16 protein-coding genes are annotated in these 18,554 nt (G+C 65.2%); 6 read left to right on the forward strand and 10 right to left on the reverse strand.

The annotated features are described in order from the left end of the window. Positions 1–117 precede the first annotated feature (117 nt). Entirely contained in the window at positions 118–870 is a 753-nt protein-coding gene (locus AWB68_RS03510) for a DUF2242 domain-containing protein (RefSeq protein WP_087642971.1), read from the forward strand. 8 nt (positions 871–878) lie between these two features. On the opposite strand, the gene AWB68_RS03515 is transcribed toward AWB68_RS03510, so the two are convergent. Both AWB68_RS03515 and AWB68_RS03520 read right to left on the reverse strand, forming a co-directional pair. Beyond that, positions 879–2,996 carry a D-(-)-3-hydroxybutyrate oligomer hydrolase gene (locus tag AWB68_RS03515; protein ID WP_087642972.1) on the reverse strand — a complete coding sequence of 706 codons (2,118 nt, stop codon included), beginning with the start codon at positions 2,994–2,996 and terminating at the stop codon, positions 879–881. 350 nt (positions 2,997–3,346) lie between these two features. Beyond that, a complete protein-coding gene (locus AWB68_RS03520; RefSeq protein WP_087642973.1) occupies positions 3,347–3,715 on the reverse strand; it encodes a BON domain-containing protein in 369 nt (122 codons plus the stop codon). 703 nt (positions 3,716–4,418) lie between these two features. Here AWB68_RS03520 and AWB68_RS03525 point away from each other — a divergent pair. From AWB68_RS03525 to AWB68_RS03535, 3 genes are all read left to right on the forward strand, one after another. Then, a complete protein-coding gene (locus AWB68_RS03525) occupies positions 4,419–5,891 on the forward strand; it encodes a TAXI family TRAP transporter solute-binding subunit (RefSeq protein WP_087642974.1) in 1,473 nt (490 codons plus the stop codon). Positions 5,892–5,958: 67 nt separating this feature from the next. Further along, the gene (locus tag AWB68_RS03530) at positions 5,959–6,618 is read left to right on the forward strand and encodes a 2-hydroxychromene-2-carboxylate isomerase (RefSeq protein WP_087642975.1); all 660 of its coding nucleotides are present in this window, start codon (positions 5,959–5,961) and stop codon (positions 6,616–6,618) included. 286 nt (positions 6,619–6,904) lie between these two features. Continuing rightward, a complete protein-coding gene (locus tag AWB68_RS03535; protein WP_087642976.1) occupies positions 6,905–7,852 on the forward strand; it encodes a LysR family transcriptional regulator in 948 nt (315 codons plus the stop codon). Here AWB68_RS03535 and AWB68_RS03540 read toward each other — a convergent pair. The 5 genes from AWB68_RS03540 to xdhA all read right to left on the reverse strand — a co-directional run bounded on the left by AWB68_RS03540 (position 7,849) and on the right by xdhA (position 12,961). Then, positions 7,849–8,142: a helix-turn-helix domain-containing protein gene (locus AWB68_RS03540; RefSeq protein ID WP_087642977.1), complete on the reverse strand. Its 294-nt coding sequence runs from the start codon at positions 8,140–8,142 to the stop codon at positions 7,849–7,851. The two genes, AWB68_RS03535 and AWB68_RS03540, sit on opposite strands and share 4 nt — an antisense overlap. Next, on the reverse strand, positions 8,139–8,465 hold the full coding sequence (locus AWB68_RS03545; protein WP_087642978.1) for a type II toxin-antitoxin system RelE/ParE family toxin: 327 nt from the start codon (positions 8,463–8,465) through the stop codon (positions 8,139–8,141). Before AWB68_RS03545 ends, AWB68_RS03540 begins: the two co-directional genes overlap by 4 nt. A gap of 81 nt (positions 8,466–8,546) precedes the next feature. Then, positions 8,547–9,041, reverse strand: a complete 495-nt coding sequence (gene xdhC, locus AWB68_RS03550; protein ID WP_087642979.1) for a xanthine dehydrogenase accessory protein XdhC — start codon at positions 9,039–9,041, stop codon at positions 8,547–8,549. After that, on the reverse strand, positions 9,038–11,401 hold the full coding sequence (xdhB, locus tag AWB68_RS03555) for a xanthine dehydrogenase molybdopterin binding subunit (RefSeq protein ID WP_087642980.1): 2,364 nt from the start codon (positions 11,399–11,401) through the stop codon (positions 9,038–9,040). The genes xdhC and xdhB overlap by 4 nt, the downstream gene beginning before the upstream one ends. A gap of 15 nt (positions 11,402–11,416) precedes the next feature. Further along, on the reverse strand, positions 11,417–12,961 hold the full coding sequence (gene xdhA / locus AWB68_RS03560; protein ID WP_087642981.1) for a xanthine dehydrogenase small subunit: 1,545 nt from the start codon (positions 12,959–12,961) through the stop codon (positions 11,417–11,419). A gap of 299 nt (positions 12,962–13,260) precedes the next feature. Between xdhA and AWB68_RS03565 the strand changes: the two genes are divergently transcribed. Then, on the forward strand, positions 13,261–14,475 hold the full coding sequence (locus tag AWB68_RS03565; protein WP_087642982.1) for an MFS transporter: 1,215 nt from the start codon (positions 13,261–13,263) through the stop codon (positions 14,473–14,475). A 546-nt stretch (positions 14,476–15,021) separates the two neighbouring features. Further along, positions 15,022–15,339: an RNA chaperone Hfq gene (gene hfq / locus AWB68_RS03570; RefSeq protein WP_087642983.1), complete on the forward strand. Its 318-nt coding sequence runs from the start codon at positions 15,022–15,024 to the stop codon at positions 15,337–15,339. Positions 15,340–15,377: 38 nt separating this feature from the next. Here the strand turns inward: hfq and AWB68_RS03575 are convergent, their stop codons facing one another. The 3 genes from AWB68_RS03575 to aspT all read right to left on the reverse strand — a co-directional run bounded on the left by AWB68_RS03575 (position 15,378) and on the right by aspT (position 18,541). After that, complete coding sequence (locus AWB68_RS03575) at positions 15,378–15,647, reverse strand: hypothetical protein (protein ID WP_087642984.1); 270 nt, start codon at positions 15,645–15,647, stop codon at positions 15,378–15,380. Positions 15,648–15,945: 298 nt separating this feature from the next. Next, positions 15,946–16,791 (reverse strand): aldo/keto reductase, encoded by an 846-nt coding sequence (locus tag AWB68_RS03580; RefSeq protein ID WP_087642985.1) that lies wholly within the window; start codon positions 16,789–16,791, stop codon positions 15,946–15,948. Positions 16,792–16,858: 67 nt separating this feature from the next. Then, complete coding sequence (aspT, locus tag AWB68_RS03585) at positions 16,859–18,541, reverse strand: aspartate-alanine antiporter (protein ID WP_087642986.1); 1,683 nt, start codon at positions 18,539–18,541, stop codon at positions 16,859–16,861. Positions 18,542–18,554 lie beyond the last annotated feature (13 nt).

An 18,554-nucleotide genomic window follows, 5' to 3' on the forward strand; every position in this document is an offset into this window, starting at 1 on the left:
TCCCGACCCTGTTTCGCGGCCAAACCCGTCGGCCTGCGCCCGAAATCCCCCGCTTTTACCTCCACCGCCCCACCCGCACTACAATCTATCCGCCGCTATCACTCGCTTCCTTTCTCCATGCGCACCCGTTTTTGCTGTCGACTCGTCCTTGGTCTTCCGCTGATCGCCCTCGCCGCCTGCGGCGGCAACGCCACGACCACGCCCAGCTATCAGCAGGAGATGTTCAGCACCGGCGCCAGCCCTTACGCGCACAACTTCGACGCCCCGACGAAGGAAACCTGCGAAGCCGCGCGCCGCGCGCTGCTTTCACAGGGCTTCATGACGACAATGGTCCAGCCCGATACGGTGGACGCCAACAAGAACTTCCAGCCGTCGGCGGACACGCACGTCGTGGTGTCGTTCCATGTGGTGTGCACGCCGGGCGAGAACACGACCAACACGAGCATCGCCTACGTGAACGCCGTGCAGGACGGCTACACGCTCAAGAAGAGCGATACGTCGGCAAGTGTGGGTTTGAGCATTCTGGGCTCGCTGTCGCTGCCGATCCGCTCGAACAGCGATGCGATGGTCAAGATTTCCAGCGAAACGGTTCCGGCGGGCAAGTTCTACGACCGCTTCTTCGCGCTGATGAGCCACTATCTGCAATCCGTGCCGCGCAGTTCGCCCGTCCCCGACGATGACATCAAGATGCGAACGCTCGCCCCATCGCTGATCCTGAATTCGCCCGACGTGACGCCGACGCCCATCGTCGTGCAGGCGCCCGCCGCCGCGACGGCGATCAAAAGCCCGGACGAGGCCGCCGCCGCGACGCGTGCGGCCGAGGCGGTGGCAGCATCGGCGTCCGTGGCGGCGTCGCGGCCGGCGCAGTAACGACGCCCTCAATTCGGCACGTTGACCGCTCCGCCGACAACCGAAATCGCATTCGAGCCCGGGCTGGCCGAAATCGCCGGCAGATTCGCCGTCGTCAGCGCAGGCGCCGCCGCGCCCGCCGTGCCGCCGCGCGGCACCGTGTGCACCACCTGCGACGGCGGCAGCGCCGCGCCGTTCTTCAGATGGTTCCACATCAGGTTCAGCGCCTGGATGTTGTAGTAATGCAGCGGCACGAACCGCGTATCGAACCCCGCGACGCTCAGGAACGCATCGAAGTGCTGGCCGTTCGTGATCTCGTAGAACGACAACTGACTCGACTTGCCCTCGACCACCTGATTTGCGCCGAGATACGGACGCGACGCATGGTTGATCGGCACGAGCGCATCGGCGCGTCCCTGCACGATGATCGCGGGCTTGCCGTGCAGGTTCCCATTCACGCGGATCGCGTTGACGTTCGCCGCCATCGTCGGATTGCCGGCGGTCCAGAGCGTGCGCATGCAGACGGCGCCCGCGAAGCTCGCATCGGCCGTCGCCAGCCGGTGATCGGCCGCGCCCGAAGTCCCCGCGTTGTAGACGAGATTGACGCCGTTGGTCGGCGGCACGCCGTTGCCATTGCCGAACACGGTCGGCATCGGCGAGACGAGCGGCGTCACGCCCGCCGCGCCCGTCAGCGGATTCGTCGTGCCGAAGCTGAAGTTGCAAAGGTTATCGGCGACGCTCGCCTGCATGTACGCGTTCGCATACGTGACGGCCACCGCCGGCACCGCCTGCGAATCCCACATCGGAGCCTGCAGCGTGTCCGAATCGCTCTGGTAGCCGGCCTGATGCAGCTTCGCGAGCGCGTCGCTCGCCTGCTCCAGTGTGGTGCCGCCGGACACCAGCCCACTCGCCGCCAATGATGCGCAGCGCGCCGTGCGGATCGCAAGCGTCGTCGCGAGCGGGAGCGCCGTGAGATACGGCGCGCCGAGGGCGGCCGGTGCGAGCGCGGCGCACGGCTGCATCAGGTTGGCGAACGTCGTGTAATCGGCGAGCGGCGAGCCGAACGCGCCGACCGAAACGCCGCCCTGCCTGACCGACACCTGCGACGGCAGGTTCAGGTTGATCTGCGGCTCGCCGACGACGACCGCCGTGATCCAGCCGTCGGTGTCCTGCTCGGCGGCCGCGAGCGACGCGCCGCCGCCATTGCTCACCGATGCCGCGATCGTCGTCACGCTGCCCTTCGTATAGCGGACCTTGCGCGTGGTGCCGTCGAGCGGGCCGTAGGAATCGTTGAGCGCCCAGTAGGCAAACTGGATCGCCTGCAGCGTGTTCGTGCCCCAGTCCTTCTCGGGATTCTGCTGCGAGTGCGCGTGCTTGAACGCGTAGCGGTTCGGGAAGCTCGTGTTGAACGTCGAGAGCGATGTCGAGCCGAGGTTCGCCGTGAAAATGCTGCCACGGCCGGCGAGGTTCGCGCCCGTGAGCGTGCCGTCGATCAGCGTCACGAGGTTGGTCGAGAGTTCGTGCGCGCCGTTGCCGCTGCCCTTGTCGGTGTAGGCGACCGCGCAGCCGCGTTTCAGGCCCCACTCGCCCGCCGCCGAGATCGCGCCGTACACGCCGCGCGAGCCCGATGACGTCGCCGTGACGATGCACGGCTGGTCCGGGTTGAAGCTCGTTGGAATCTGCACGAGGAGACTCACGTTCTTCGTGCCGGTGCCGTTGTCGGCGAAGGCGAGGTATTCCTTGCCGGCGATCTTGCCTTCGCCGAGCGTGTCGTTGCCGTTCAGGTCGACGTTGGGCCCCCAGAAGCGCCCGTAGCCGCCATTCGCCGACATGTCGACGAGCGCGCGATAGTTCGAATAGATCGCGAGACGCCGCAGTTCGGCGGCCGTCGGCTGGGCGGCGTTGGCGATCGCGGGCGGCGTCGCGGAGGCGAGGCCGGTCTTGCCGAGCCCGGCGGTCAGGAGGTCGTCGGTCGAGCCGTCGTAGGTCTGCGTCTTCACCGATCCCGCGATGAAGTTCGGCAGCGTGTTGTTCGCGAGGGCGTTATTGATGTTGTTGTCGTCGTCGTCACCGTGACAGGCGGCGAGCGCGAACGTGCCCGACACGACCAATGCCATCCCTGCACGAACCCGGGGCGTTTTTTTCATGCTCAGTCTCCGTCATGATTTTTATACCGGCCGGGTCGAGCAACCCGGTGAGCGTTTTCGCAGAACGCAAAAAACGATGAGGCCAACGCAAATTCCGCGCCCAGCCGGGCGCGCTGCCGCGAGCCATGAAGCACAAGGCTCCTTCGCCTGGATTTCACCCCGAACAGAAAGCGCGCCGCACGGCATTTTTGCAAACGGCCGCAAAAAGCAGCCTCGCCGACGACACGGCGTCGCCGCGCCCAGCCAAACGGACGCCCAATAAAAACGGGTTCCGGCGCATGAGCGCCGGAACCCGTCAGGACATGCGTGCGGGCGACGCCGCGCTTCGCACGACGACGCCCATCGGCTGCTTAGCCTCCGCCGCCCTGCGTGCCGAGCGTGATCTTGTTCGACACGGACTTGACACCCGGCACGCCCTTCGCAACTTCCTCTGCCTGTCCGATCTGGGCACCGTCCGGCACGGTGCCTGTCAGCACGACCGCGCCCCCGCGTGCCTTCACAAAGACGTTCGACACGTCAAAACCCTGCGCCTTCGACAATGCCTTGCGCACGTCGAGGCCGAGCCTGCGATCGGTCTTCTTGGCCGTGGTCTTCGCCGCCTGGGCCGAGGCGGCCGAGTCGGCGGTTGCCGTGGCATCGCTCGATTGGGCATAGGCGCTCGAGGCCACCGCCACGCATACCACCACGCCCAGCGCCTTCAACATATCGACAGCTTTCATAATTTCTCCTTTTACTTCGCTTATTGACTTCGCACAGTTGCTTCTTGAATCGGACCGCATCTACCTAGCGGCTTGGCTACGACATCGTGCGGATCGCACGTTCGGCCGTACGCATGGCGCGGCGTGGCGCATGCCTGACGGCCGGCGACCCGGCGGATGTGGCGACACGGTGCTGCGAGAGACTGGCGAATGAAACGAATGCTCGGCCGGTTGCGGGCGTGGCCCGGCGGCTCAAATATAGGGTGCTGCTTCCTGCATGTTACCCGCGTGCGTTCTATCTGCTGCCTGATGTTCATTTTGCTGCATTGCGCGCGTCCCGTCCGCCTCGCCCACGATTGCCCAAATGCCGGGTAAGCGCAAGCGCGCGCAGGTCGCACGACGGCGAACGTCAATTTAATCCAGCACGCCGATAAGCGCAAAGCTTTTAGCGACAGGGCGTTGCCGTCTGTCCAACGCAAACGACACGCGATTGTCACGTCGCGCGGCGCCCGTGCATCCGTTGCGACGGTCCGGCGCCGATTCGATCTCATGTACCATCGACGGAAACCGGCATTGAACGCCGCTCGACGATGCTTGGCCGCGCTCTTCCGGCGTTTCCGCGAACGAAGGCGCTTTTTACGAATCGATTACTGAATGCGGCGCGAGACAGCCTGATCCCGCAGTTCCACACGTTCCGCGCGTTTTCCCGACCACCGACTACGAGATGACCCAGCCTTCAGCGCCCGGCCCCGGACCTCAATCACGCAATCCAGGGCGCAAACCCCCGCCGCGCATCGTCGCGCGCTTCGTCGCGATTTCCTGGCGCGACCTGGCGCTGACGTTCGGGCCGATCCTCGTCGTGAGCGCGGCGGCGATCTATCTGGCTGTGCGCCTGATCCAGCCCGCTCCGCCAAGCACGCTGACGATCGCCGCCGGCACGAAGGGCAGTTCGTTCTGGACCAGCGCGCAGAAGTACAAGACGATCCTCGCCCGCAACGGCGTCACGCTGAACGTGCTGGAGACGCAAGGCTCGCTCGACAACCTGCGCCGTCTCGACGATCCGAAGGCCAAGGTCGACGTCGGCTTCGTGCAGGGCGGCATCAGCCCGCCGGGCGCGACGCACGACGACCTGATGTCGCTCGGCAGCGTCTCTTATGTGCCGCTCGCCGTGTTCTATCACGGCCCGGTCATCACGCGGCTCTCGGAGCTGAAGGGCAAGCGCCTCGCGATCAGCGCCGAAGGCAGCGGCACGCGCGCGCTGGCGCTCGCGCTCTTGAAAGCGAACGGCATCGAGCCGGGCGGCGACACCGAACTGCTGCCGCTCGGGGGCGACGAAGCCGCCGCCGCGCTGACCAAGGGCGACGTCGACGCGGCGTTTCTCACCGGCGATTCCGCCCAGCCGCCGACGATGGGCAAGCTGTTCCGCACGCCGGGCGTGCGCTTCTTCGACTTCACGCAGGCCGAAGCGTACTCGCGCCGCTTTCCGTACCTGAACGTGATCGAACTGCCGATGGGTGCCTTCGATTTCGCGAAGAACCTGCCGCCGCGCCCGATCCACATGGTGGCGCCGACGGCCGAACTCGTCGCGCGGGACGGGCTGCATCCGGCGCTCTCCGACTTGCTGATCGAAGCCGCGCGCGAGGTGCACGGGCGCGCGAACCTGATGCAGCACGCGAACGAGTTCCCGGCGCCGCTCGTCCACGACTTCCGCATCAGCGACGACGCCGAGCGTTATTACAAATCAGGCAAGAGCTTCCTGTATCGCACGCTGCCGTTCTGGGTCGCGAGTCTCGCCGATCGCGTGATCGTGCTGCTGGTGCCGATCATCGTCGTGCTGATTCCGGGCCTGCGGCTGGTGCCGGGACTGTACCGATGGCGCGTGAAATCGCGCATCTACCGCTGGTATGGCGCGCTGATTGCAATCGAACGTGAAGCGATGGGCGATCCCGACCACGAACAGCGCGAAGCGCTGATCGATCGCGTCGATGCGATCGAAAACGCCGTCAACCGGATGAAGATGCCGCTCGCGTTCGCCGACCAGTTCTACGTGCTGCGCGAGCACATCGGCTTCGTGCGGCAGCGGCTCACGCACGAGCAGGCGGTCGCGCGCGAGGCCCACGAAGGCCACGCGGCGGCTTTATTGCAGAAAGCGGCGGCGCAATCGCAGGATGTCGCGTCGCGGGCAGACACCGCGTGACGCAACACCTAATATCAAATGACACAGATCGAATAACAGCGCGCCAGCAGAGTCAGGGAGAACAAACATGAGCGCCTCGCGTTCCGCCGGTCACGGCCAACCGTACTTTTTCTTCGATTTCATCTCGCCGTTCTCGTACCTGTTGCTCGAACAGCACGACAAATGGCCCGCGATGCCCTTCGAGATCACGCCGGTCGAGTTGTACAAATTGCTCGATCGATGGGGCCAGCCACACGCCGCGACGATCCCGTCGAAGCGTGTTTTCACCTATCGGCACGCGCTCTTCCGCGCCGAGCAACTCGGCATTCCGTTCAGGATGCCGCCGGTGCATCCGTTCGACCCGGGCAAGGCGCTGCGGCTCGCCGTGGCGGCGGGCAGCGAAATCGGCTGCATCCGCGAGATTTATCGGTTCATCTGGCGCGACGGGCGCGATCCGTCGACGCCCGAGGGTTTTCGCGACCTGTGCCACCACGTCGGGCTGCCCGATGGCGAGAAGCTGATCGAACAGGAGGACGTCAAGGCCAGGCTGCGGGCTAATAACGACCTGGCCGTGTCGCTCGGGGTGTTCGGCGTGCCGAGCTTCGTGGTGAACGACCAGTTGTTCTGGGGCGAGGACACGCTGCCGATGGTGCTTTACGTGGCGCGCTCGCCGAACTGGCTCGACGGCACCGAAGTGCGCCGCATCAGCAATCTGCCGATGGCGCCGTCCGACGCGGATTTCAGCTAAGAAGGCGCGGGGCGGTTGGCTGAGCCGCGGGCGAACGGGGGCGCCAGCCATGGCTTGCTGGGCTTGGCGCGCCATGGGCGCCTGCGGGACGTAGGCGCCGCGCCGCATTCGCCGGGTAGATCGCTTCGTCCCGCAACGCGGATCACCGCGCGCAAACCACCCCGCCTATGCCACGCATAGCGCACCCGCTATGGCTTTGCGGGCCGGAACGGCTTAACTTGGCATATCCCCGTTTCCGATCGCGTGCCGGTCAGCCGTTGCACCGTCCGCCACCAAATCGCCGCTCATGAACGAAATCGCCGACTCTCTCGACATCTGGCTCATCCGCGTGTTGCGCACGCTGCTGCTGGAGCGCAGCGTCACGCAGACGGCGCAACGGCTGAACCAGACGCAGCCGGCGATCAGCACCGCGCTCAGGCGTCTGCGCGAGATCCTGAACGATCCAATCCTCGTGCGCGGCAAGCAGGGCATGGTGCCGACGGAATATGGCGAGTCGCTGCTCGATCCGGCGCAGCGCGCGCTGCGCGAAGTCGAATTCGTCGCGACGCCGCACGGCGATTTCGATGCCGCCAGTTCGCGCCGCACTTTCCGCGTCTCGGCGCCCGATTACCTGAACGACTTCTTCATGCCGACGCTCGTCGGCGCGTTTCGTGAAGCGGCGCCGCATGCGCGTCTGGAGATCGAGTCGCTCAATCCGATGCGCGATCACGAACGCGCGCTCGACGAAGGCGAGATCGATCTGGTGGTCGCCAACTGGACGAAGCCGGAAGCGCGTTTCGAGCGTCAGGATCTCTTTACCGATGTATTCGTCTGCCTGATGCGCGCCGATCATCCGCTTGCTCGCGAACCGCTGACGGCCGAGCGTTATGCGCTCGCCGCGCATCTCGCGCCGACGCCTTATAGCGGCGCGAAACGCCATCCGATCGATATCGGGCTGGAGCGCGCGGGCGTCCGGCGGCGTGTTGTCGCGACGATCCCGTACTTCGGGCTCGTACCACAGGTGTTGCTGAAGTCGGATCTGATTTTTACGGCGCCGCGGCGGTTTGCGCAGCATTACGCGGCGGTGCTGCCGCTGGCGGTTCTTGAATCGCCGGTGCCGTTTCCGCGCATCAAGTGCTATCAGCTTTCGCTGCCGCAGCCCGACCAACCGACCGATGTCGCATGGCTGCGGGGATTGATGGCGGAGGTATCGGAGAGGTTGACGGGGAAGAAGGCGGGAGCGGTCGGGGGTTAAGCCGCCTGTAGTTCGATGTGGACGCGCCGACCGAGCGCGGTCGCGATGTTGACGAGCGCATCGAGCGAAAAGCGCGACACGCGCCCGCGCAGCAGGTCGTTGATACGCGGCTGCGTGACGCCGCAGCGGCGCGCGGCCTCTTCTTGTGTCCATCCGCTGCTGCCGACGACGGTCGCGATCTGTTGCATCAGTTCAGCGCGCGCTTGCAGGTTAGCTGCCTGTTCGGGCGTGTCCGCAAGAGCGTCCCAGACGCTCGCGTAGGTATCCGGTTCCGTTTTGCCCTGGGTCATTTCAAACCTCTCATCAATTCGTTGAATCTGGCGGCTGCCAGATCGATGTCGCGTTTTGACGTGGCCTGAGTTTTCTTCTGAAAGGCGTGCAATACGTAAACCGCGTCAGCAAGGCGTGCCGTATAGACGACTCGGTAGGTGCCCGACTCATCCCATATGCGCAATTCTTCGACCCCTCTGCCGATGGACGGCATGGGCTTGAAGTCGTCCGGTTGCTGACCGCGTTGCACTTTGTCTAGCTGGAATCCGGCGTCGTGCCTCGCGTCCTCGGGGAAATCGCGCAAGCATTTGAGCGCGTCTCCAAGGAATCGAATCGGCTTCATCTCCTCATTATATCCAATTGGATATAAATTTCCACACCCAAGTCGTATCCAGCGAAAAGCCGCAGCGAACCGCCGAGCCTTTCACACCACCAACCGCATCGCTCCCACTGTCCGTTCCTGCGCACAATTCACCCGCAGCAACTGCGCCGCAACCGCCAGCGCGATCGAAGCCGGCGCCTTGTCGACGATCCCTTCCACGCCGATCGGGCACGTCATCTCCGCAAGCCGCTCCACGGGTACACCCCGATCCATCAGCCGGCGCTCGAACTTCACGCGTTTCGTCTTCGAGCCGATCATCCCAAAGTACGTGAAGTCGTCGCGCCGCATGATGCGCTGAGCAAGCGAAAAATCCAGCGAATGATCGTGCGTCATCACAAGAAAATACGCGCCCGCCGGCGCCTCATCGACGATCGCATCCGGCAAATCGGTCGGCTCGATCTGCACGTTGGCCGGCACTTCGTCGGGGAAGAGTTCATCGCGCGCATCCACCCACTGCACGACGCACGGCAACGTCCCAAGCACCTTCACGAGCGCGTGCCCCACATGCCCCGCGCCAAACAACACGACGTGCATCATGACCGTGCGCTCCTGACTGCGTTGACCGCCTTCAGGATTTCCTCGGCAGTGGCCGGCGCGTTCAACGGCGGATTGACCTTGTAGTCGCCGACCGCCGCGACCGCGTCGCGGATCGCGAAAAACACCGAGAACGGCAGCAGCAAGGGCGGCTCGCCAACGGCCTTCGACTTGTGGATGCTGTCCTCCACGTTGCGGTTCTTGAAGAGGTTCACGCGGAAATCGGCCGGCGTATCGTTGACGGTCGGAATCTTGTAGGTCGACGGCGCATGCGTCATCAGCTTGCCGCCCGCGTTCCACCACAGTTCTTCCGTCGTGAGCCAGCCCATGCCCTGCACGAACGCGCCTTCCACCTGACCCTTGTCGAGCGCGGGATTCAGCGAATCGCCCACGTCGTGCAACGCATCGGCGCGCAGCACGCGCATCTCGCCGGTGAGCGTGTCGATCACGACTTCCGACACCGCCGCGCCATACGAGTAGTAATAGAACGGCCGGCCCTGCAGCGTCGCCTGGTCCCAGTAGAGCTTGGGCGTCGCGTAAAAACCGTCGGACCAGAGTTGCACGCGCGCCAGATACGCCTTGGCGATGACTTCCTCGAACGGAATCGCATCGTCGCCGACGATCACGCGGTCGCTCGCAAAGCGCACCTGCGCCGCCGACACCTCGCCCGCGCCGAACTTCTCGGCAGCGAATTTGGCCAGCCGCTCGCGAAGCTGACGGGCGGCGTCCTGCGCGGCCTTGCCGTTGAGGTCGGTTCCGGTCGATGCCGCCGTCGCCGACGTATTCGCGACCTTGCTCGTATCGGTGGCGGTCACGCGCACGCGCGAAAAATTGATGCCGAGTTCATGCGCGACCACCTGCGCGACCTTGGTGTTCAGCCCCTGCCCCATCTCCGTGCCGCCGTGATTCACGAGAATCGAGCCATCGGTGTAGATGTGGACGAGCGCGCCCGCCTGGTTGAAATGCGTGACGTTGAACGCGATGCCGAACTTGACCGGCGTGAACGCAAGGCCCTTCTTCAGGATCTCGTTCTTCGAGTTGAACTCGCGCACCGCTTCGCGACGACGCCGGTACTCGCTCGTCTCGGCAAGCTCCGCGAGCAGTTCGGGCAGGATGTTGTCCTCGACCGTCTGACCATACGGCGTGCGGTTGTTGTCCGTCTTGCCGTACAGATTGTTCAGGCGCACGTCGAGCGAATCCATGCCGACCGAGCGCGCGACATTGTCGATGATGTACTCGATGCCGAACGCGCCTTGCGGTCCGCCGAAGCCGCGGAACGCGGTGTTCGACTGCGTGTTGGTCTTGCCGCAATACCCTTCGATATGGACGTCGGGCAGCCAGTACGCGTTGTCGAAGTGACAGACGGCGCGCGTCATCACCGGGCCGGACAGGTCGGCGGAAAAGCCGCAGCGCGAGGTCATGTCGACGGCAACGCCGTCGATCACGCCGTCGTCGCGATAGCCGACTTCGAACGTGTAGTGGAAGTCGTGGCGCTTGCCGGTGATCATCATGTCGTCGTCGCGGTCCGGGCGCAGCTTGACCGGGCACAGCAGCTTCCACGCGGCGAGCGCGGCGCAACACGCGAAAATGCCCGACTGCGATTCCTTGCCGCCGAAGCCGCCGCCCATGCGCCGGCATTCGACCAGCACGTTATGCGACGCCACATTCAGCAGATGCGCGACGAGATGCTGCATCTCGGTCGGATGCTGCGTCGAGCAGTAGACGTGCATGCCGTCGTCGTCCTTCGGCACGGCGTAGGCAATCTGGCCTTCCAGATAGAACTGCTCCTGGCCGCCGAGCAGCATTTCGCCGCGCTCGTGATGCGCGGCACGCGCCATGCGCCCCGGGGCGTCGCCGCGCGAAAGCTTGAGCGGCTTGAGCACATACGATTCCGCCTTGCGCGCGTCCTGCGCGGTCAGCACGGCGGGCAAGTCCTCGAATTCGATCTGCGCGCGGCGCGCGGCGAGCCGCGCGGCATCGTGCGAGGTCGCGGCGACGATGAACATCGGCTGTCCGACGTACTGCACGACGCCGCTCGCGAGCACCGGATCGTCGTGGATGATCGGGCCGCAATCGTTGACGCCGGGGATGTCCTCGGCGGTGAAGACGGCGACGACGCCGGGCGTCGCGCGCACCGCGTCGAAGTTCATCGACACGATCTTCGCGTGCGCCTTCGGGCTCATCCCGAGCGCGGCGTGCAGCGTGCCCGCGACGAGGGGAATGTCGTCGGTGTAGCTGGCGCGGCCGCTCACGTGCAGATGCGCCGATTCATGCGGACGCGATACGTGGACCTGCTTGAACGCATCGATTTCGTTGGCGAGCGACTGGGCGTCGGCGAGGAAGGCTTCGGCTTGCTGGTTCATGTTCTTGTTCTCCTCTTACTGCACTTCGACCAGTTGGATTGCCCGGACGTCGAGCGCGTGTTTCGGCAGCGGGTCGTGCGGACGCGTCTCCAGCCAGAATCGATACATCAGGCTCTTCGCCGTGTCGAGGCGATAGTTGCTGCTGGCGCGCATGTCGGTGAGCGGCGCGTAGTCCTTGCCCAACGCGAGCATCGCGGCCTGCGCGGTGGCTTCGTGCCACTGCGCGTCGGCGAGCACGGCTTCGGCATGCGCCGCGCGCTTGGGCGTCGCCGCCATGCCGCCGAACGCAACGCGCGGTTCGCGAATCTCCTCGCCATCGGCGATGAACGAGAACGCCGCGCACACGGCGGAAATGTCGGAGTCGAAACGCTTCGAGAGCTTGTAGGTGCGGAACTGCAACTTCGCGCGCACGCCGGTGCGGGTCGGCACCTTCAGGCCCACGACGAACTCGTGCTCGGCCATGTCCTTCTTCTGGTACGCGAGATACAGGTCTTCGAGCGCCATCTCACGCTCGCCGGTCGCGCCGTACAGCACGACGCGCGCGCCGAGCGCGATCAAGCCGGGCATCGAATCGCCGATCGGCGAGCCGTTCGCGATGTTGCCGCCAAGCGTGCCCGCATTGCGGATCGGCAGCGAGGCGAAGCGCAGCCACATCTCGGTGAGTTCGGGATATTGCTTGGCCAGCTCGGCGTACGCGCGCTCGACCGTCACGCCCGCGCCGATTTCGATCCATTCGTCCGTGGTTTCGCAGCGCTGCAATGACGCGATCTGCCCGACATACACGATATCGCCGAGATCGCGCATCTGCTTGGTCACCCACAGGCCGACGTCCGTGCTGCCCGCGAGGATGCGCGTGGCGGGCCGCTCGGCCTTCAACTGCGCGAGCGCCTCGACGGTGCGCGGCGCGTCGAAGCGGCGGCCGGCGTGTTCGTACTGGAACGTGTCATCGCGCTTGATGGCGGCGAGCTTCTGCGCCAGCGCTTCGACGTCGACCGGCGCGATCGGAGCGGGCGCGGTGAACATCTGCTCGGCGGCATCGACGATCGGCTTGTAGCCCGTGCAGCGGCACAGGTTGCCGGTCAGCGCGTTGCTGATCTCTTCCCGCGACGGCACGGTCTTGTGCGCGCATTGCGTCGTGGCGCTCGTGGCGCACGTGGATTTCGTCGCATGACCGTGCTTTTCGTAAAGCGCCCACATCGACATCGCGAAGCCCGGCGTGCAGAAGCCGCACTGCGAGCCGTGGCAATCGACGAGCGACTGTTGCACCGGATGCAGCGATCCGTCCGGCTGGCGCAGGTCCTCGACGGTGAACAAGGCCTTGCCATCGAGCGTCGGCAGGAACTGGATGCAGGCGTTCACCGCCTTGAACGCGACGCCGCCTTGAGCGTCCGGCTCGCCGATCACGACGGTGCACGCGCCGCAGTCGCCTTCCGCGCAGCCTTCCTTGGTGCCGGTGCAGCGCGCATCCTCGCGCAGATACTGGAGGACGGTGCGGGTCGTCGATGCGTCGCTCACTTCGCGGATCACGTTGCGGTGGTAGAAGCGGATCGGCTGGCTCATGGTTGATGTCTCGCGGGGGCGTGGGTACTGATTGGCTGGTTGCGCAGGGCTCGCGCAGCCTGTGGCGATGGTCGGAAAATTAACATCGAAAAAAACCACAACCCATAGGCAGCCCAGGATGAACGACATACTCCTGTCCCAATATCCTCTCAAAGCCTTTGGCGTCAAGGGTTTGCGGCCACCCGCCAGTACGCGGAAATGCGTGATTTGATCCATCTGGTTACAAAAACCAGCGAACGCTGCACCGCAACATATGGGAGAATCATGACTCCCGGCCGAATTCAACCCGCAGTTACCCTATGCCTACCGACTCTTCCGCCACGCGTCGCAGCGACCTCGCTACCACCGGACGCATTGTGTCCGTCGTCGTCTTCACCTTCCTTTGCTACCTGACCATCGGCATCCCGCTCGCGGTGCTGCCGGGCTTCGTGCACACGGACCTCGGGTTCGGATCGGTGATGGCGGGCGCGGCGATCAGCGTCCAGTATCTGGCGACGCTCGCCTCGCGCCCGCTGGCCGGCCGCACCGCCGATACGCTCGGGCCGAAGAAGACGGTGCTGTACGGCCTCACGGCGTGCGCGATCAGCGGCGTGCTGCTGCTCGCGTCGGCCCTCGCGGCGCAGTGGCACGCGCTCAGCCTCGCGTTGCTGATTGTCGGGCGGCTCGTGCTCGGATTCGGTGAAAGCTGGGTCGGCACCGGTGCGATCACGTGGGGCATCGGGCGCGTCGGGGTGTCGAACAACGCGAAGGTGATCTCCTGGAACGGCATCGCCACCTATGGCGCGCTCGCGATTGGCGCACCGCTCGGCGTTGCCATCGACCATTCGCTCGGCTTCGCCGCGCTCGGCTTCATCGTGATCGCGCTCGGCCTGCTCGGCTATTGGCTCGCGACGCGCATGGCGCCGGTGCCGGTCGTCCACGGCGAGCGCATGTCGTATCGCAGCGTGTTCTTCCGCGTGCTGCCGCATGGTCTGGGCCTCGCGCTCGGCTCGGTGGGCTTCGGTTCGATCGCCACCTTCATCACTCTCTTCTACGCCGCGCACAACTGGCCGAACGCGGCGCTCTCGCTCACCGTGTTCGGCACGATGTTCGTCGGCGCGCGCCTCCTGTTCGCGAACACGATCAAGGCTTATGGCGGCTTTCGTGTCGCGATCGTGTCGTTTGCGTTCGAATGCGCGGGTTTGCTGATGCTCTGGCTTTCCGCCGATCCGACTTTTGCGCTCGCCGGCGCGGCGCTGACCGGTTTCGGCTTCGCGCTCGTGTTCCCGGCGCTCGGCGTCGAGGCGGTCGGGCTGGTGCCGCCCGCGAGCCGTGGCGCGGCGCTGTCGGCGTATTCGGTGTTTCTCGACTTGTCGCTCGGGCTCACCGGGCCGCTCGCGGGTTATGTCGCGGGCGAGCTTGGCTATGGATCGGTGTTCCTGTTCGCGGCCGTCGCGGCGGCGCTGGCTGTCGCGTTGTCGACCGCGCTTTATATGCGCACGGCGCGCGGCGTCGGCGGGCCGGCGACTGTTTGAGTTCCGGCCCGGATGGACAATCAACGCTCGCTTCGGTGAGCGTTTTTTATTGGCTCGCGGATGCGGCCACGCGCTATTCGGACGTGGAAGCAGCGCCCCGCGCCGTCATTGAAACATCGCTGTGTGGCTCGCGAACGTCGCGCCATCCATCACACGAATAGCGCCCGAGACAACGCGCTGGACATGGATTTGTGGCGATGAAACTATTGACGTGCAGCGGCCGGCAATGCAGCAACCGGCAGGCACTCCAACCCGTACCCGATCCTTGAGACCGGACACCCGCTGACGACCCGCCGCTCCCTGGAGCGGAACGCTGAAGCGCACGGTTGAACGATTAACTGAACGTAACAGCGAACGGTGGTTCGAATGTCAAATTCGAACGAGCGGCGTGAGCCGTGCGGGCGACATTGCGATACCCTCATGGAAGTTGCGCGCGCGAAGGAACCCAGGTTCCACGACGCCGCTGATTCCCGCGACCGCACCGCCGTGTTCGCCCGAATCAACCCGACATCGACTACAACACATTCAAATATCAGGTGAGCGCAAATGGTTGAGAAACCCGACGAACCGCAATACGACCTGCTCAACGCCGCCCGCGAGGAGCAGGTGCGCGTGGCGGTTTTTCTCGTCAACGGAATACGGCTCGTCGGCTACATCGAGTCGTTCGACCGGCACGTCGTGATCCTGCGGGCGCCGACGGGCGTGCAGGTCGTCTACAAGCACGCCATCTCCACGATCCAGCCCGACACCGGCAAGCCGCCGACCAATCGCCGGACGCATTCGGACGGGTCGCACGGCGACGACCGTACGTCATCGCCGCGGCGTTCGGGCCCCGGAGACAGAGACAGGGATAGCCACAGGTAAGCGATGCTGCGCGCCGTCACGTGCGCGGCACGCAGGCATCAAGAGACACTGGCGTCGGCGGTCTCGACCCACGGGCGGCGCGACAGCACTTCATGGAGCACCGCTTCCAGTTCCTTTTCGCCGGGATGACAACCCCATTTGCTGAAGCCCGCCGCCGACGAGATCATGAACCATGAATGCGGCGGGAACCATTCGAAGCGGAGCGCACCGTTTTCGAAGATGCGCAGCCGGCCGGTATCACGATCGAAGTCGGCGCATGCCGCGGTTCCATTCAATTGCGCGCTCGCACGGGTAAGCCGGTTCAACATCGATTGCTCCTTGCCGCGGCTCGTCGGGGAGCCGATAGTGTCACCGCGTTTGCTGCTGCCGGCGCTTATGCCTCGATGCCGTGATGCCGTGATGCCGGCAAGCAGCGCGCGTGCGGTATTGCGCCTGACCCGACAGCGGTCGGCGTGCACGCTGGAACAATCCAGGTTTCGATGGCTGTCGGGATAGCTCAATGAGACACCCGGTGGGGCGATGTGTCCGTGCGCTGCAAAACATATGAACTTCAAAGGCCGGTGGCGGGTACGTGCTTACTCGCCCGACCTCTCCCGCACCCAATCCCTACAGCATTTCAAGCGAACGTTTCCCCTTCGGCGGCTTGAACTGACTATCGATTTTCGCGAGTTCGTCAGCCGATAGCGCGATATCCGCCGCCGCGCGATTCGCCTTCATATGGGCCACGCTCGAAGCCTTCGGAATCGCAAAGACTTCCGGCTGCTGAAGCACCCACGCGAGCGCGATCTGGACCACCGACATCCCACGCCCCGCCGCAATCTCGTCGAGCACGCTGTCCTTCGGCAGACGCGCATGATCGACCGGGCTGTAAGCCATCCCGGGCATGCCGCGTTTGCGCAACCACGGCAGCAAATCGAATTCCGGTCCCCGGCGCGCGACGTTGTAAAGAATCTGGTTCGTCGCGCACGCGTTGCCGCCGTCGAGATCGAAGAGTTCTTCGAGGTCGTTGGTATCGAAGTTGCTCACGCCCCAGTGGCGGATCTTGCCGTCGCGCCTGAGCTTCCCGAAGCCCGCGACCACGCCTTCCAGATCTTCGCCGCCGCGCCAGTGCAACAGATACAGGTCGAGCCGGTCGGTCTTCAGGCGCTTCAGGCTGCGCTCGCAAGCGGCCTGCACGCCGCGCTCGCTGCCGTTGTGCGGATACACCTTGCTCACGAGAAAGACATCGTCGCGCAAGTCCGCGAGCGCTTCGGCGATCAGCTTTTCGCTTTCGCCGTCACCGTACATTTCGGCGGTATCGATGAGCGTCATGCCGAGTTCGACGCCCGCACGCAGCGCGGCTATCTCTTCACGGCGCGCGTTGGGGCGCTCGCCCATTTCCCAGGTGCCCTGGCCCAGCTTCGGAATCGGCTCGCCGGTGGGCAAGGTGACAGTTGCAATCGATCGGTTCATCGCGAGTCCTCGGTGAAACCTCGAAAATACCTTGGTCCACGAAGGCGCGTGCGGGTTCCTGCGGCCGTCAGACCAGCCCCACGATCAGCGGCCCGAGCAGCGTCAGCAGCACGTTGGCGAGCGCATAGGTGATCGCGAACGGCACCGTCGGCACGGCGCTTCCGGCCTTGTCGAGCACGCCGCCGAACGCCGGATTCGCGCTGCGCGAGCCGGTCAGCGCGCCGGCCAGCAACGCGGCGTTGTCGTAGCGCAGCACGTAGCGGCCGAACAGCATCGTCGCCAGCAGCGGGAACAGCGTGACGAACACGCCGAGCAGGAAGATCGTGATGCCGCTTTCCTTCACCGTCACGACCGCCTGCAGGCCCGAATTGATCCCCACCACCGCGACGAACGCGGCAAGACCGAAGTCCTTCAGCAACTGCGACGCCGCCGACGGCATCACGCCGTACATCGGGTGCTTGCCGCGCATCCAGCCGAACACGAGGCCCGCGAGCAGGCAGCCGCCGCCCGAGCCGAGCGTGAGCGGAATGCCGCCAACGTTCACCACGACCAGGCCGATCAAAAGCCCCAGCACGATGCCGACGCCCATGTAGATGAAGTCCGTCTTGTTGGTATAGGGCAACTCGTAGCCGGCGGTATCGACGGCGCGTTTCGTGTCCTGCGGCGAGCCAAAGAAGGTGATCACGTCGCCGTGCTGCAACTCGGTCTCGGGCAGGACCGGCAGCGGACGGTCGACGCGCCGGATCTCGTGGATGTACACGCCGTGCCGCAACTCGCGGTCGACGCTCGCGCGCACGGCGGCGATCGTCTTGTGATTCATGCCGCGCCGCGTGAACACGCCCTGGCGGCGCTGCATCACGATGCTGATGCCGTCGGTGTCACCGACTTCCTCGCCGAGTTGCGACGCGGCGCTCACCATCACCTCGCGGCGGCCGACGGCGAGCACGATATCGCCCGCCGCGAGCATCACCTCGGGACCCGGCTCCAGCACCTTGCCCGCGCGGCGGATGCGCTCAATGGTGATCATGTCCGCTTCGGCCGTCTCGACCTGCGCGACCGTGCGTCCCGCCGCGCCGCGCACGCGAAACGCGCGCCCGACGAGCACCGGCAACGCGGAGATCTGGCCCTCGCCCGGCCCTGTCGTGCCGCCGAGCGACTTCTCCGCTTCGATCGAAGCGTCGCGCAAGCTCTGTCCCATGAACTTCGGCAGGATGTTCACGCACACGATGATCGCGCCGAGCGAGCCGAACACGTAAGTCACGGCGTAGGCGATCGCGACGTCCGATTGCAGCGCCTTCGTTTCCGCGGCCGGAAGGCCGAGCCGCGCGATCGCGTCGCCCGCGGTGCCGATGATCGCCGACTGCGTGAGCGCGCCGCCCGCGAGGCCCGCCGCGAGCCCCTTGTTCAGCCCGAACAAGCGCGCACAGACGAGCACCGTGACGAGCGCGGTCGCCGCGAGAAAAACAGCCATTGCGATCTCGCGCAGCGTCTTGCGGTTGATCGAGTTGAAGAACTGCGGCCCGGAGTCATAGCCGACCGCGTAGATGAATACGGCGAACATCACCGATTTCACGCCGTTGTCGATCTGCACGCCTGCCTGGCTGATCACGACCGCCGCGAGCAGCGAGCCGCCGACGCCGCCCAACTGGAACTTGCCGAAGTTGATCTGGCCGATCAAGTAGCCAATGGCGAGCGACATGAACAGCGCGACTTCCGGCGACTTCTGGAATATCGGGTGTAGCCAGTCCATCGGGACCTCTTCT

It is taken from the genome of Caballeronia choica (genome assembly GCF_001544535.1).
In the GTDB taxonomy this organism is placed as follows: domain Bacteria; phylum Pseudomonadota; class Gammaproteobacteria; order Burkholderiales; family Burkholderiaceae; genus Caballeronia; species Caballeronia choica.

Coding starts and splice junctions, on each gene's coding strand:
- AWB68_RS03510 (WP_087642971.1), top strand. CDS start 118: ATGCGCACCCGTTTTTGCTGTCGACTCGTCCTTGGTCTTCCGCTGATC.
- AWB68_RS03515 (WP_087642972.1), bottom strand. CDS start 2,996: ATGAAAAAAACGCCCCGGGTTCGTGCAGGGATGGCATTGGTCGTGTCG.
- AWB68_RS03520 (WP_087642973.1), bottom strand. CDS start 3,715: ATGAAAGCTGTCGATATGTTGAAGGCGCTGGGCGTGGTGGTATGCGTG.
- AWB68_RS03525 (WP_087642974.1), top strand. CDS start 4,419: ATGACCCAGCCTTCAGCGCCCGGCCCCGGACCTCAATCACGCAATCCA.
- AWB68_RS03530 (WP_087642975.1), top strand. CDS start 5,959: ATGAGCGCCTCGCGTTCCGCCGGTCACGGCCAACCGTACTTTTTCTTC.
- AWB68_RS03535 (WP_087642976.1), top strand. CDS start 6,905: ATGAACGAAATCGCCGACTCTCTCGACATCTGGCTCATCCGCGTGTTG.
- AWB68_RS03540 (WP_087642977.1), bottom strand. CDS start 8,142: ATGACCCAGGGCAAAACGGAACCGGATACCTACGCGAGCGTCTGGGAC.
- AWB68_RS03545 (WP_087642978.1), bottom strand. CDS start 8,465: ATGAAGCCGATTCGATTCCTTGGAGACGCGCTCAAATGCTTGCGCGAT.
- xdhC (WP_087642979.1), bottom strand. CDS start 9,041: ATGATGCACGTCGTGTTGTTTGGCGCGGGGCATGTGGGGCACGCGCTC.
- xdhB (WP_087642980.1), bottom strand. CDS start 11,401: ATGAACCAGCAAGCCGAAGCCTTCCTCGCCGACGCCCAGTCGCTCGCC.
- xdhA (WP_087642981.1), bottom strand. CDS start 12,961: ATGAGCCAGCCGATCCGCTTCTACCACCGCAACGTGATCCGCGAAGTG.
- AWB68_RS03565 (WP_087642982.1), top strand. CDS start 13,261: ATGCCTACCGACTCTTCCGCCACGCGTCGCAGCGACCTCGCTACCACC.
- hfq (WP_087642983.1), top strand. CDS start 15,022: ATGGTTGAGAAACCCGACGAACCGCAATACGACCTGCTCAACGCCGCC.
- AWB68_RS03575 (WP_087642984.1), bottom strand. CDS start 15,647: ATGTTGAACCGGCTTACCCGTGCGAGCGCGCAATTGAATGGAACCGCG.
- AWB68_RS03580 (WP_087642985.1), bottom strand. CDS start 16,791: ATGAACCGATCGATTGCAACTGTCACCTTGCCCACCGGCGAGCCGATT.
- aspT (WP_087642986.1), bottom strand. CDS start 18,541: ATGGACTGGCTACACCCGATATTCCAGAAGTCGCCGGAAGTCGCGCTG.